This window comes from Allobosea sp. (assembly GCF_036675845.1).
GTDB lineage: Bacteria > Pseudomonadota > Alphaproteobacteria > Rhizobiales > Beijerinckiaceae > Allobosea.
Map to the genome: position 1 here is coordinate 1 of NZ_JAKFED010000081.1, position 12,777 is coordinate 12,777.

Genomic DNA, 12,777 nt, shown 5'->3' on the forward strand with positions numbered 1-12,777 from the left:
GATGCGAATCCTGATCGCAAGGCAAGCATTTGAATTTGCATAGACGCGACGCATTTCGATTGCGGTGCGCCTTCGGTGCGCCCCGCAACGGAGCCATGCCATGCCGAGACTGCTGCTTGTTCAGGCCTCCCCGCGCCAAGGCGATTCCGCCTCGCGTGCGGCGGCGGAGGCCTTTCAGACCCGCCTGCGCGAACTCATGCCCGCGCTCGATGTCGACGAACTCGATCTCTGGCGCGAAGAATTGCCGGAGTTCGATGGGGCCGCGCTCGCAGCGAAATATGCCCGGCTGGCCGGCCGGCCGCATGGCGAGCGCGAAGCCGCGGCTTGGCAAACGATCGAGGCGATGGTCGCCCGGCTCGATGCCGCCGATCTCGTCGTGATCGCGACGCCGATGTGGAATTTCGGCATTCCCTACAAGCTCAAGCACTGGATCGACCTGGTGACGCAGCCGGGGCTGGCCTTCCGCTTCGATCCGGAGAAGGGCTATTCGCCGCTGCTGCGGCCGCGCCCGACGCTGGCGATCGTCGCCAGCGCCGGCGACTACAGCACCGGCCCGAGCTGGGGCCGGCCGGACCTGGCGACGCCCTATCTCGAAGCGGCGCTGCGCTTCATCGGGCTGGGCGAGATCACGGTGGTGGGGCAGGGGCCGACGGTCGGGCCGGAGCCGGCGGTGGCGGCGGCACGCGACAAGGCGCATGCCCGGCTCGCCGTCCTTGCCGAGGAATTCGCGGCAACGCCCACCGTCCCCGCTGCCAGCACCGCGAGCGCATCATGACGACGGGCTGGGCCTGGATCGCCCTGATCGCCTCCGGCGTCGTCGACGTCGCCTGGGCGTTTGCCATGAAGAAGGCCGACGGTTTCCGCGACCTGCCCTGGGCGCTGATCTCGGTCGCCTTGCTGGTCGTCTTCGTCGTGCTGCTGGTCAAGGCGCTGGAGGTGCTGCCGCTCGGCACCGCCTATGCCGTCTGGACCGGGATCGGCGCGGTCGGTTCCGTGCTCGTCGGCATCGCGGTCTTCCACGAGCCGGCGACGGCGGCCCGGCTGTTCTGGATCGCGCTGGTGCTCGCCGGCATCGTCGGGCTGAAGACGGCGGCGTGAGCGGCCAAAGGCACGTCATGCCCGGGCTTGCCCCGAGCATCTCCTTCAGGAGATGCTCGGGTCTGCGCTTCGCTCCGCCCGAGAATGACGATCCATCTATCCCCGCTCGTAGAGCAGCCTCGCCCGGATCGTGCCGTCGAGGCTACGGATCTCCTCGAGGATCTCGCGGGCGACCTCGCCGACCGGATCGGCCTCCATCACGACATAGCCGATCTCGCCATCGGTCTGGTAGTTCTGCGCCGCGATGTTGAGATTGCGGCTGGCGAAGACGTCGTTGAGGCGGCGCAGCATGCCCGGCACATTGCGCTGGACATGGATGAAGCGGGTCCCGGCCGGCCGTGCCGGAAGCTGGACCTGCGGGAAGTTGACGGCGCCGACCGTCGAGCCGACATCGGAATAGTCGACGAGCTTGCGCGCCACCTCGGCGCCGATGCGCTCCTGCGCCTCCTCGGTCGAGCCGCCGACATGCGGGGTCAGGATGACGTTGGGCAGGCCCTGCAGCGGCGTGACGAAGCGCTCGGCGTTCGAGGCCGGCTCCTTCGGGAAGACGTCGACCGCGGCACCGGCGAGATGCCCGTTCTTCAGCGCCTGCGCGAGCGCCTCGAGATCGACGACCGTGCCGCGCGAATTGTTGATGAGATAAGCACCCTGCCGCATCGCTGCGATCTCGGCCGCGCCGATCATGCCATGGGTGGCCTGCGTCTCGGGGACATGCAGCGAGACGATGTCGCTGGCGGCGAGCAGCCCCTTCAGGCTGTCGACAGGCTCGGTATTGCCATGGCGCAGCCGGTCGGTGTGATCGTAATAGATCACCCGCATGCCCATCGCCTCGGCGATGTTCGAGAGCTGGCTGCCGATATTGCCGTAGCCGACGATGCCGAGCGTCTTGCCGCGCACCTCGAAGGCGCCGTTGGCCGATTTGTCCCAACCGCCCTGATGCGCCGAGCGCGAGCGGTCGGGGATCCGGCGCAGCAGCATCACGATCTCGCCGATCGTCAGTTCGGCGACGCTGCGGGTATTCGAGAAGGGTGCGTTGAACACCGTGATGCCGCGCAGGCGGGCGGCATCGAGGTCGACCTGGTTGGTTCCCACCGAGAAGCAGCCGACGGCGAAAAGGCGCTGGGCCGCGGCGAGCGCCGTTCCGGTGAGCTGGGTGCGCGAGCGGATGCCGAGGATATGCGTCTTGGCGATCGCCTCGACGAGCTGGGCCTCGTCGAGCGCCTTCGGCAGCCGCGTCAGATTGGTGTAGCCCGCGTTCTGCAGGATCGCGGCGGCGGAATCGTTGATGCCTTCCAGCAGCAGGACGCGGATACGGTCCTTCGGGAAGGAAAGGCGGTCGATCTGTTCGGTCATGGCACGGTCGCAAAGCGGGGGAGGGCTTGGCTATAGACCCGCCGCGACGGCTGACCAACGCTTTCTTGCGGGGATCAGGCGCTCGCGGCGCGCAGTGCCGGCCCGGAGCCCGCCCGCAGATGCTGCTGCGGCAGGAGGAAGGGCAAACCGGTCGGTGGCAGCCGGCTGAAGACGAGATCGACCCTGAAGACGCCGCGCAGCAGGGCGTCGTCGAGGATCGCGGCCGGGGCGCCCTGCGCGACGATCAGCCCCTCATGCATCACCAGCAGCCGGTCGGCATAGGTCACGGCGAGGTTGAGGTCGTGCAGCACAATCAGCACCGCCGCCCCTTGCGTCGCTATGGCGCGGGCGGCATCGAGAAGTGCGAGCTGGTGGCAAAGGTCGAGGCTGGCGATCGGCTCGTCGAGGAAGAGCACCTGGCGCTCAGCCACCGTGCGGCCGGCCTCGAGCTGGCAGAGCGCCCGGGCGAACTGGACGCGCTGCTGCTCGCCGCCGGACAGGGTCTGGTACTGGCGCCCGGCGAGGCCGAGCACCCCGGCCGTCTCGAGCGCCTGGGCGATCATCGCGTCGCTCCGGGCGCGCGGCTGGGCCCGGCCGACGCCTTCGAGGCCGAGCCTCGCGACCTCGTAGACGCTGAAGGGGAAGGCGAGGCGCTGGTTCTGCGCCATCACCGCGCGCTGACAGGCGAGCCTCCAGGCCGGCGAGCCGGCGAGCGGCGTGCCGTCGAGCCGGACCTCGCCCTGTGCCGGCGAGAGTTCGCCGGTCAGGAGCTTGAGCAGGGTGGACTTGCCGGCCCCGTTGGGGCCGACGACGATCGAGGTCGTGCCGGCTTCGAGCTGCAGCGAGGCCTCGCGCACCAGGGCCGTGCCGCGGACGCGGTAATGCAGGTCCTGCGCTTCGAGGATCGCGGCCATGGTTCAGCTTTCGGCGATCCGGCCGCGGCGCAGCAGCAGCCAGAGGAAGAAGGGCGCCCCGATGAAGGCGGTGACGATGCCGATCGGCAGCTCGGCCGGCACGACGATCAGGCGGGCGACGATGTCGGCGCCGACGAGGAGCGTGGCGCCGCCGATCGCCGAGAGCGGCAGCAGCAGGCGGTGGTCGGGGCCGATCAGCAGGCGGATCAGATGCGGCACGACGATGCCGACGAAGCCGATGACGCCGGCCGCGGCGACGCTGGCGCCGACCGCGAGCGCGACCAGCAGCACCGCCAGCGCCTTGATGCGCTGCACGGCGATGCCGAGGTGATAGGCCTCGGCCTCGCCCAGCATCAGCGCATTGAGCCCGCGCGCCAGCAGCGGCACGGCGATGAGCAGCGGCAGCACGATCGGCGCGACCACCGAGAGCTTGCTCCAGCTCGCGCCGCCCAGGCTGCCCATCGACCAGAAGGTCAGGTCGCGCAATTGCCGGTCGTCCGAGATGAAGGCGAGCAGCCCGGTGAGCGAGCCGGCGAGCGCGCCGAGCGCGACGCCGGCCAGCAGCATGGTCGCGACCGAGGTGCGGCCCTCGCGCGTCGCGATCAAATAGAGCGCCAGCGTCGAGACGAGCCCGCCGAAGAAGGCGCCGAAGGGCAGGACCGCGAAGGGCAGCTTCATGTCCATGCCCGCCAGCAGGCGGTCGCCGAGCACGATGGTCGCCGCGGCGGCGAGGCCGGCACCGGCCGAGACGCCGACGAGCCCGGGATCGGCGAGCGGATTGCGGAACAGGCCCTGCATCAGGGCACCCGAGATGGCGAGCGCGGCGCCGACCAGCGCGCCGAGCAGCAGGCGCGGCATGCGGATGTTGAGCACGACCAGCGCCTCGCGGCTGTCGAGCAGATCGGCGGGGCCGAAACCGATGCGCGCCAGCAGGATATCGGCGACGCGGCCGGGGGCGATCGCGAAGGCGCCGGCACCCAGCGAAAGCAGCATCAGCAGGAGGCAGAAGCCGGCCAGGCCGGCGACGACGACGAGGTTCCTCTGCCGCCGGTTCGCGGCGAGCTGCGCGAGCGCGGCCGCGCCGGGCGCTGCGGCCTGCTTCATCGCGAGCGTCATTGGGCGGCGGGAAGCTGCGCGATCCGGGCTTCCGGATAGAGCGCGGCCATCAGGTCGCGAGCGGCGTTGGGCGTGCGCGGCCCGAAGCCGAGCAGATAGAGGCCGTCCATGCGGATCAGGCTCTTGGCCTTGGCTGCCGGTGTCTGCGAGAAGGCCGGCATGGCGAAGAGCTCCTCCGGCGTGGCGTTCGGGGCGGCGCTGTGGCGCATCATCAGCACATAGTCCGGGGCAGCGGTGATGATCGCCTCGTCGGTCATCGGCTTGTAGCCTTCGACCGCCTCGGCGGCGTTGACGCCCCCGGCGAGCGCGATGATGGCGTCGGCCGTGCTGTTGCGGCCGCCGACCATGGTGCGGCCGTTCTGCAGCGAGAGGACGAAGAGCACGCGGCGCGGCTTCGGCAGGCCGGCGCGCAGCTTGTCGAGCTCCTCGAAGCGGGCCTTGACGCCGGCCGCGAGCTGCTTTGCCGGCTCGGCGGCACCGGCCGCCTTGCCGATGATCTCGATCTTCGAGACGACGGCTTCGGGCGTCAGCGCCTCGGGAACCGCCGCCATCGGCAGGCCAGCCTCGCGGACGAGCGCCAGCGCGTCGGGCGGGCCGGCGCCTTCGACCGCGATGACGAGCGTCGGCTTCAGCGAGAGCACGCCCTCGGCCGAGAGGGCCCGGACATAGCCGACGCTCTTCTTTTCCTTCAGCGCTTCCGGCGGCCACTGGCTGGTGGTGTCGACGCCGACGATGCGTTCCTGCAGGCCGAGCGCGTAGAGCACCTCGGTGACGACGCCGCCGACGGCGACGATGCGCTGCGCGGATTGCGCCTGGGCGCTGGCGACGAAGCCGAAGGCGGTCTGCGCCATCCGGGCCGGCCAGGCATCGGCTCCGACGAGGCCGGAAGCGGCGAAAAGCGTCAGCCCGATGGCGGCGGCGAATTCCCGGCCGAGGCGCTTGGCCTTGATGCCGGCAAGCGGGGCGGTCGCGGGCGATGGCGTGTATTGCATGGCTCGGTCTCGTCGGGGTCGCGATGCCGGCACCATCCGGCGAGATATCGGCTGCTTACAGTCATTATAAAGTATAGGCTCTGTTTGTAATCATTAAAAACTATGATTACTGAGCCGTTGTTGACGGTGATATTCAGTTTTACTAAGAGGGGTCAAGTGCGGTCGGTCGGCCTGCAGCGCTCCGGCGCCGGCCGGCACGCCGCCCGTCTTTCGCCGTCAGCCTATTGAGGAAAACCCATGTTCATCGCCATGAACCGCTTCAAGGTCGTCAAGGGGGAGGAGGCCGCGTTCGAGGCGGTCTGGTCCTCGCGCAAGACGCGGCTCGACGAGATGAAGGGCTTCATCGCCTTCCATCTGCTCAAGGGGCCGGAGAAGGACGACCACACCCTCTATTCCTCGCACACGACCTGGGCCTCGAAGGAGGACTTCACCACCTGGACGAAGTCCGAGCAGTTCCGTGAATCGCATCGCAGCGCCGGCCAGCCGCGCGCGACGCCGATCTTCCTCGGCCATCCGGAGTTCGAAGGCTTCGAGACGGTGCTGAGCGAGAGCAACCCGCATTTGCCGCGCCAGGCGGCAGAGTGAGGCGGGACGAACTGAGGAGAGACGACATGCCGACCTCGCAGGCGCTTGCCCCGGCAGGCCAGGAACCGCCGGTCACGGAGCCCATGGAGCTTGTCAGGCAGGCGCTGGCCGCCAAGCCGGACGGCGTCATCGAGGCCATCGCCCGCGAGGTCGGCGTGTCGACGCTCGCCGTGCTCGAGGCGACGCCGGAGAACCAGCGCCGCTTCATCCTGCCTGAGCGCTTCGAGGCGCTCTGGCAGGAGCTTTCGACCTGGGGCACGGTGCTGTTCATCGTGCACACGCAGGACATCGTGCTCGAATGCGAGGGCGCGCTGCCGGTCGGCTCCTTCGGCCATGGCTATTACAACATCCATGGCGACAGCCCGATCGGCGGGCATATCAAGGCCGGCAACTGCCAGAGGATCGCCCTGGTCGACCGGCAGTTCCATGGCCGCCGCTCCTGCTCGGTGCAGTTCTTCAACGGCGCCGGCGAGGCGATGTTCAAGGTCTTCGTCCGGCGCGACGAAAAGCGCGAGCTGCTCGCCGACCAGGTCGCCCGCTTCGAGGCCCTGCAGCGCGACTTCGCCTGAAGGGCTCCCGCTCGCGCAGACGTGACCCGGAGCCCTTGCGCTGCGGTTCCCAAGGACACCGGCCTGCCTCCGCCGATTCGGCCGGAGGCGGTTTCTTTATGGCGCCAAGCAGGTTCTTTATGGCGCCAAGATGGCGCGTCCGACCGCTTGAATCCCTGATGCGGGCGGCCCTTCGAGCCGGCGGAATCGGCGCATTCCGCATGGTCAGGAAGGCGACGCAGGGAGAGATTCCGCCATCTTGTCGCCATGCCACGCCCCGAAACGGGGTGCCGCAGCCGGGGGTCGCGCGGGCTTCGTCAAGGATCTGTTAACCACGTGAGCGCACTGTCGATGTTGCGGCGCGGAATGCGGAGATCGGCGCGCCGGGTTTCGTACCGTTTTCGCAAGGCCGCCGCCAAGACCGGGAAAGCGGCGGGGAAGCACCCCCTGAATATCCCGACCGAGGCCGTGGGCATGGCTGCGCATGTAACCTTCGAGCGAGCTCTGGCGCCGCTTTCGGCCGTGCGCCCGGAGCTGGCCCAGAACGCGCTGCGCTCGCTGCGTCCCGGCGGCGGCGGCGCGGCCGGGCTGCTGCTGGCGCTGCGCTACATCCAGGCGCGTTTCCTCTCGGTCTGGGGCCTTTTGATCGCGGCCCTGCTGTGCCCGCCCCAGATCTTCGCCGATTTCGCGATCTATTCGGCGCTCGCCAATTTCCTGTCGATTGCGGCGCTGCTGCGCTTCGAGGCGGTGTTCTTCCAGAACAGCGACCCGGACCGGCTGGCGCGCGCCTTCCGGCTCTCGCTCGTGGCGGGCTGCGGCTTCCTGGGGCTGGTCGCGCTGGCGGCTTTCGTTTCCTCCAGCCTCGGCCTCGTCCTGGCGGGCTATGCCGCCCTCTTCGTGCTGTCGCTCGCCGGCCGGGCGGCGATCCGGCTGGCGACGGCGGAAGCCACGGCCGAGGGCGACTTCCGGGCGATCGGCAATGCCGGCCTGGTCCAGGCGGTGATTCAGCCAAGTGCGATGCTGGCGCTGATCCTGCCTTTCGGCGCCTCATCGCTGGCCTTGTTCGCCGCCGATGCGCTCGGCCATGCCGTCTCCGCCTCCTATCTCGGCTGGCGTCGCCGCTTCGCCTTCCAGCAGCTCGCCTTGCGCGCCGACTGGTCGCTGCGGGAGCTGCGGCGCTCGGCCCGGCAATGGAGCGCGGCGCCGCGCTTTCTGCTGCCCTCCGCCCTGCTCTCCTTCGGGTTCTCGGTGGCGCCGCTGTTTGCGCTGCCCTTCACCTCGGATCCCGTCTTCGCCGCGCATGTCGCGCTCGCCATGCGCCTGCTCGACGTGCCGACGCAGATGTTCGGCTCCGTGACGCTGCCGCTGGTGATGAGCAGCCTGCGCAGCCGGCAGGGGCCGGTGCGTCGCCGCTGGGCCCGCATCCTGACCGCCGGGCTCGTGGTCGTCGCCTTCGGGCTGTTCGCCGGCGTGGCCGGCTTCGCGCTGCTCCTCGATCCCTGGCTCGAGGAGACGCAATGGCACGGCATCGGCACCGTGCTGGCGATCCTGACGCTGTTCTATGCCGGCATCGCCCTGGTCTCGCCGCTGAACGAGATCGGCACGCTGTCGCGCGACCCGCAGCATCCGATGGTCACCAATGCCGTCGCCGCGGTCGCGATGATCGCCATCATCGTCTGGTTCGGCAGGCTGTCGCTGCCGATGCTCTGCGCCGTCGGGGGGGTGTCGCTGCTGCGCATGACGGCCCATGCCTGCCTGACCTGGACCGGCTTTGGCGGGCGGGGGGCGGCCGGGACGCTGCCGCAGGCATCGCGGGTCTGAGCGGCGGGGGCCGGTGCGCCTATTCGCGCCGGATCAGGCGGTCGGCAAGCAGCGAGGACAGGAAGCCCGGCTTGAACTCGCGCTCCAGCCGCTCGGGATCGTAATGATGCGCGACCCAGTCGAGAAAGGCGATGCCCCGGCTCTCGCCCTCGCGGCCATAGGCCTCGAAGAAGGCGTCGAGGATGCCGGTCTTGGCGAAGCGGAAATGGCCGTAGCGGAAGGAGAGCTCGGCCTGCGCCTCCTTCAGCGGGCGCTTTTCGTGGACCAGCAGATAGAGCGCGGCGAAGAAGCCGGCGCGGTCGGCGCCCGACTTGCAGTGTACCAGCGCCGGCAGGGCGAGACCCTGAAAGAACCGCGGCGCCGACAGGATGGTGTCGCGGTCGGGCGCGCCGCGCGAGCGCAGCACGAAATCGACCAGCGCGACGCCATGGCGCTCGCAGGCCTCGCGCTGGAGCTGCCAGGAGCCGTGCTCGCGGCCGCCGCGCAGGTTGACGATGGTGCGCACGCCCTGGCGGGCGAACCAGGCGATGTCGCCGGGCGCCGGCTGCGCCGCCCGCCAGAGCTTCGGCGTGACGCGATGGGCGTTGAGATAGGCGAGCCGGAAGATGCCATGGTCGGCCAGCAGCATGTTGGCCCAGGCGCGCGCCCGGTCGAGCCGGCCGCCGAGCGGCCGGTCCCAGCGCGCGATCCGCGCCATGCGCCTGGCATAGCGGTCCTCGTCCCGCCGCAAGCGGTTCAGCATCTGGTCAAGCTCTCGTCCATGGCTGGCCCGATAGCAGCGCCGGAGACCGTGCGCAAATCCGGGCAGGCCATGCGGGCCGATGAAGGACGGGCGGAAGGACGGGCGGAAGGTCGGACTTGGCCTTTGCGGCGCGAGCCTGCATAAGGCCCGCCAGTTCGTCCATAGACAGGTCAAGTTCATGCGCCTCGACGCCATCTCCATCGGCAAGAATCCCCCCGACGAAGTCAATGTCGTTATCGAGGTCGCGATCGGCGGAGAACCGATCAAATACGAGATGGACAAGGAAGCCGGCACGCTCTTCGTCGATCGTTTCCTCTATACGCCGATGCGCTATCCCGGGAATTACGGCTTCATCCCGCATACGCTCTCCGAGGATGGCGACCCCTGCGACGTGCTGGTCGCCAACACCCGCCCGCTGGTTCCGGGCTCCTATATCGCGGTGCGTCCGATCGGCGTGATGATGATGGAGGACGAGGGCGGCGGCGACGAGAAGATCATCGCGGTGCCGGTGCCGAAGCTGACCAAGCGCTACGAGAACGTCCACAATTACACCGACCTGCCGAAGATCACGCTCGACCAGATCCAGCACTTCTTCGAGCACTACAAGGATCTCGAGCCCGGCAAATGGGTCAAGCTGACCGGCTGGGGCGACGCCGCCAAGGCCAGGGAGCTGATCGTCGAGGCGATCGAGCGGGCGAAGGCGGCGAAGGGCTGAAGACTGCCGCCCCTGCCGTCATTCTCGGGCGGAGCGAAGCGCAGACCCGAGAATCTATTGCAGGAGATGCTCGTCTCTTGCAGGAGATGCTCGGGTCAAGCCCGAGCATGACGCGCAGTTGCGATCAGCCCTCATACCTCTCCAGGAACGCCTCGACGCCGAGCGCCCGGAAATCCTCGAGTGCGGCCCGCAGGCTTGCGTGCTCCCAGTCCCACCAGGCCAGCGCCTTCAGCCGCTCCGCGATCTCCTCGGGGAAGCGCCGGCGGATGATGCGGGCCGGGTTGCCGGCGGCGATGGTGTAATCCGGCACGTCCTTGGTGACGATCGCGCCGCCGGCGACGACGGCGCCGGTGCCGATGCTGCGGCCGGGCAGGACGATCGCGCCATGGCCGATCCAGACATCGTGGCCGATGGTGACCGGGGTCGATCGGCGCCAGGCGAAGAAGTCGCCGTCGTCCTCGGCATCATCGAAATAGGCCGAGGAGCGGTAACTGAAATGCGACTGGCTCGCCCGCTGCATCGGGTGGTTGCCGGGATTGATGCGGGTATGGGCGGCAATCGAGCAGAACTTGCCGATCGTCGCGTAAATGACATCCGCGTCGTTCACGACATAGGAGTAATCGCCGAGGCTCGACTCGGCGAAGGCGGTGCGGGCGCCGATCTCGGTATAGCGGCCGAGAACCGCCTGCCGCACCCTGGCGGTCGGGTCGATCACCGGTTCAAGCCCGAGCTTCTTGGCCACCATGACGGATTCCTCTGCTGAAACGATGATCGGGACGCGCATCTCGACCGGTGCGCTGGTGCTGGTGGTCGGCCCGTCCGGAGCCGGCAAGGACGCGCTGATGGACGCGGCCCGCAGCGCGCTGGCCGGTGACGAAGGCTTCCGCTTCGCGCGTCGCCTGATCACTCGCCCGGCGCTGGCTGGCGCCGAAGATCATGACAGTTGCGACGAGGCGGGGTTCGCGGCAGCGCAAGCGCGGGGCGAACTCGCCCTGAGCTGGGCCGCCGATGGCCTGCATTACGGCATCCCGGCGCGCGAGCTCGCCGGCATCGCCGGCGGACAGGTGGTGATCGCCAATGTCTCGCGCGGCGCGATCGGGCAGGCGGAGGCGCTGGCCGGGCGTGTCGTCGTGGTCGAGATCGCCGCGCCGGCTGCCGTGCTGGCGAAGCGGCTGGCGGCGCGCGGGCGCGAGAGCGAGGCGGAGATCGCGGCACGGCTCGCCCGCGAGGCGCCGCTGACGACCGAGCGCGCCGAACTGCGCCGCATCGTCAACGACCGGACGATCGCCGAAGCGGCAGGTGAACTGCTGGGGCTGCTGTGCGCGCTGGCTGATCCTGCCTGACACGCCGCGCCTCGGCCTTCAGCCGAAAGGCAGGCTGTCGAGCAGGGTGAAACGGCTGGTGCGGTCCGCCTGCTTGAAGATCGCGATCCGGTCGAGCCGCAGCGGACCGGCCGGCACCGCCTGCGCATGGGCTCCCGCCAGCGCTGCCCTGACGGGGGAGACGAGTTCCTGCGGCAAGGAGCCGGTCAGCGTCATGTGGAAGCGGAAGGCGTCGCCGACATAGGGGTAGCCGAAGGCCTCGAGATAGGCCCGGTGCGCCGGCGTCAGCGGGCTTTGCAGCCGCCGCGCCAGATCGGCCGGCGACAGGGCGGCCCGGAACGGCTCGAAGGCCTGGACGAGATCGAAGGCGAAGTTCTGCAGGGCATCGCTGGGCTGCGACGGCGTCAGGGCGACGAAGCGGCCGAGCGCGTCGACGGCGAGGCCCTCAAGCGTCGGCGGGGTGCGGCCGGCGACATAATTGCGGGCGAAGGCGCGCAAGGCCCCCTCGCTACGGCCGTTGGAGAGCTCGAACGGCGCCTTCAGCGTCGCGTGGAAGCCATAGCGGCGCGGCTCGGCGGTGAGCGCGGCCCAGTCCAGCGCCTCGCAGCCCGGCGGCACGGAAAAAGCCTGCTCCTTGCCGCTGATGGCATCGTAGCCCAGCGTCGCGCTGCCGAAGCGCCAGAGGGCGCTCTCGGCGGAGGGGGCGAAGTAGATGGCGTAGCGCGGCGCGGTTGCGGTCAAAATGCGCGCTCGCCCTTCGACCAGACGGCATTGAGCACCGGCGTGGCACCAAGCGCCCGGAAGCGCACCAGATCGGCGCGCAGGCCCGGCTTGAGATGGCCGCGATCCTTCAGCCCGAGGATGTCGGCGACCTTCCAGGTCACCATCCCCATCGCTTGCGGCAGGGAAATGCCGTGGGCGGCGTTGAGCTTCAGCACGGCCTGGAGCAGGCTGGCGGGGACATAATCGGAGGAGAGCCCGTCGAGCAGGCCCTTCTCGGCCAGTTCCGAAACCGAGACGCCGCCGGAATGCGAGCCGCCGCGCACGACGTTCGGCGCGCCGGCGATGGTGGCAAGGCCGCGCTGCTTGGCTGCCTGCGCCGCCTCGACCGTGGTCGGGAATTCGGAGATCACCGCGCCCGAGGCGATGCCGGCCTCGACATGGTCGACCGTGGTGTCGTCATGGGTGGCAATCGGGATGCCGCGCGCCTGGAACATCTCGACCACGGCGCTCCAGTTGCTGCCGACATTGGCGACGCCCTCGGCCTGGCGGACGGCGACGTCCTCCTCGAACTCGGCTTCAGTCTTGCCGTTGCCGATCGCATAGGTGCGCAAATGCTCGATATTGCGCCATTGCCGCTGGCCCGGCGTGTGGTCCATCAGCGAGACGAGCTGGACCAGGGCGTCGTCCTGATAGGGCTCGATGTCGCGCAGCAGGTCCGGGCTGGTCAGCTCGCAGCGCATATGGATGCGGTGGTCGATGCGGAAGACGCTCTCGGCATTGCCGAGCCGCAGCGCGTTCATCACATCGGCGAAGATGTCCTTGCGGTAGTCCTTGGCCGAGAACGGCGT

General features: G+C 69.3%; 15 protein-coding genes. 7 read left to right on the forward strand and 8 right to left on the reverse strand.

Features of this window, described 5'->3' with window-relative positions:
* Window positions 1-100: 100 nt before the first annotated feature.
* Window positions 101-775: an FMN-dependent NADH-azoreductase gene (locus tag V6M56_RS08970; protein ID WP_332683001.1), complete on the forward strand. Its 675-nt coding sequence runs from the start codon at window positions 101-103 to the stop codon at window positions 773-775.
* Window positions 772-1,098, forward strand: coding sequence for a DMT family transporter (locus V6M56_RS08975; protein ID WP_332683003.1), 327 nt, complete (start codon window positions 772-774; stop codon window positions 1,096-1,098). Before V6M56_RS08970 ends, V6M56_RS08975 begins: the two co-directional genes overlap by 4 nt.
* Before the next feature lie 96 nt (window positions 1,099-1,194).
* On the opposite strand, the gene serA is transcribed toward V6M56_RS08975, so the two are convergent.
* From serA to V6M56_RS08995, 4 genes are all read right to left on the reverse strand, one after another.
* Window positions 1,195-2,451: a phosphoglycerate dehydrogenase gene (serA, locus tag V6M56_RS08980; RefSeq protein ID WP_332683005.1), complete on the reverse strand. Its 1,257-nt coding sequence runs from the start codon at window positions 2,449-2,451 to the stop codon at window positions 1,195-1,197.
* 74 nt (window positions 2,452-2,525) lie between these two features.
* Window positions 2,526-3,365 carry a heme ABC transporter ATP-binding protein gene (locus V6M56_RS08985; RefSeq protein WP_332683007.1) on the reverse strand — a complete coding sequence of 280 codons (840 nt, stop codon included), beginning with the start codon at window positions 3,363-3,365 and terminating at the stop codon, window positions 2,526-2,528.
* Window positions 3,366-3,368: 3 nt separating this feature from the next.
* On the reverse strand, window positions 3,369-4,469 hold the full coding sequence (locus V6M56_RS08990; protein ID WP_332683009.1) for a FecCD family ABC transporter permease: 1,101 nt from the start codon (window positions 4,467-4,469) through the stop codon (window positions 3,369-3,371).
* A gap of 8 nt (window positions 4,470-4,477) precedes the next feature.
* Window positions 4,478-5,473 carry a heme/hemin ABC transporter substrate-binding protein gene (locus V6M56_RS08995; RefSeq protein ID WP_332683011.1) on the reverse strand — a complete coding sequence of 332 codons (996 nt, stop codon included), beginning with the start codon at window positions 5,471-5,473 and terminating at the stop codon, window positions 4,478-4,480.
* A gap of 237 nt (window positions 5,474-5,710) precedes the next feature.
* Between V6M56_RS08995 and V6M56_RS09000 the strand changes: the two genes are divergently transcribed.
* The 3 genes from V6M56_RS09000 to V6M56_RS09010 all read left to right on the forward strand — a co-directional run bounded on the left by V6M56_RS09000 (window position 5,711) and on the right by V6M56_RS09010 (window position 8,427).
* Window positions 5,711-6,058, forward strand: coding sequence for an antibiotic biosynthesis monooxygenase family protein (locus tag V6M56_RS09000; protein ID WP_332683012.1), 348 nt, complete (start codon window positions 5,711-5,713; stop codon window positions 6,056-6,058).
* 83 nt (window positions 6,059-6,141) lie between these two features.
* Window positions 6,142-6,627: a heme utilization cystosolic carrier protein HutX gene (hutX, locus tag V6M56_RS09005; protein WP_332683022.1), complete on the forward strand. Its 486-nt coding sequence runs from the start codon at window positions 6,142-6,144 to the stop codon at window positions 6,625-6,627.
* A 453-nt stretch (window positions 6,628-7,080) separates the two neighbouring features.
* Entirely contained in the window at window positions 7,081-8,427 is a 1,347-nt protein-coding gene (locus V6M56_RS09010; RefSeq protein WP_332683013.1) for a polysaccharide biosynthesis protein, read from the forward strand.
* A 19-nt stretch (window positions 8,428-8,446) separates the two neighbouring features.
* Here the strand turns inward: V6M56_RS09010 and V6M56_RS09015 are convergent, their stop codons facing one another.
* Window positions 8,447-9,169 carry a fused DSP-PTPase phosphatase/NAD kinase-like protein gene (locus tag V6M56_RS09015; protein ID WP_332683015.1) on the reverse strand — a complete coding sequence of 241 codons (723 nt, stop codon included), beginning with the start codon at window positions 9,167-9,169 and terminating at the stop codon, window positions 8,447-8,449.
* A 178-nt stretch (window positions 9,170-9,347) separates the two neighbouring features.
* On the opposite strand from V6M56_RS09015, the gene ppa reads away from it, so the two are divergent.
* Window positions 9,348-9,884, forward strand: coding sequence for an inorganic diphosphatase (gene ppa, locus V6M56_RS09020; RefSeq protein ID WP_332683024.1), 537 nt, complete (start codon window positions 9,348-9,350; stop codon window positions 9,882-9,884).
* Between the two features lie 124 nt (window positions 9,885-10,008).
* Here the strand turns inward: ppa and V6M56_RS09025 are convergent, their stop codons facing one another.
* Window positions 10,009-10,629, reverse strand: a complete 621-nt coding sequence (locus tag V6M56_RS09025; protein ID WP_332683016.1) for an LbetaH domain-containing protein — start codon at window positions 10,627-10,629, stop codon at window positions 10,009-10,011.
* Between V6M56_RS09025 and phnN the strand changes: the two genes are divergently transcribed.
* The gene (phnN, locus tag V6M56_RS09030) at window positions 10,628-11,227 is read left to right on the forward strand and encodes a phosphonate metabolism protein/1,5-bisphosphokinase (PRPP-forming) PhnN (protein WP_332683018.1); all 600 of its coding nucleotides are present in this window, start codon (window positions 10,628-10,630) and stop codon (window positions 11,225-11,227) included. The genes V6M56_RS09025 and phnN overlap by 2 nt on opposite strands.
* An 18-nt stretch (window positions 11,228-11,245) precedes the next feature.
* Here phnN and V6M56_RS09035 read toward each other — a convergent pair whose 3' ends face one another.
* Entirely contained in the window at window positions 11,246-11,947 is a 702-nt protein-coding gene (locus V6M56_RS09035; RefSeq protein ID WP_332683020.1) for a DUF1045 domain-containing protein, read from the reverse strand.
* A partial coding sequence (locus V6M56_RS09040) for an alpha-D-ribose 1-methylphosphonate 5-triphosphate diphosphatase (protein ID WP_332683021.1) occupies window positions 11,944-12,777 on the reverse strand: 834 nt, incomplete at its 5' end. The genes V6M56_RS09040 and V6M56_RS09035, both read right to left, overlap by 4 nt.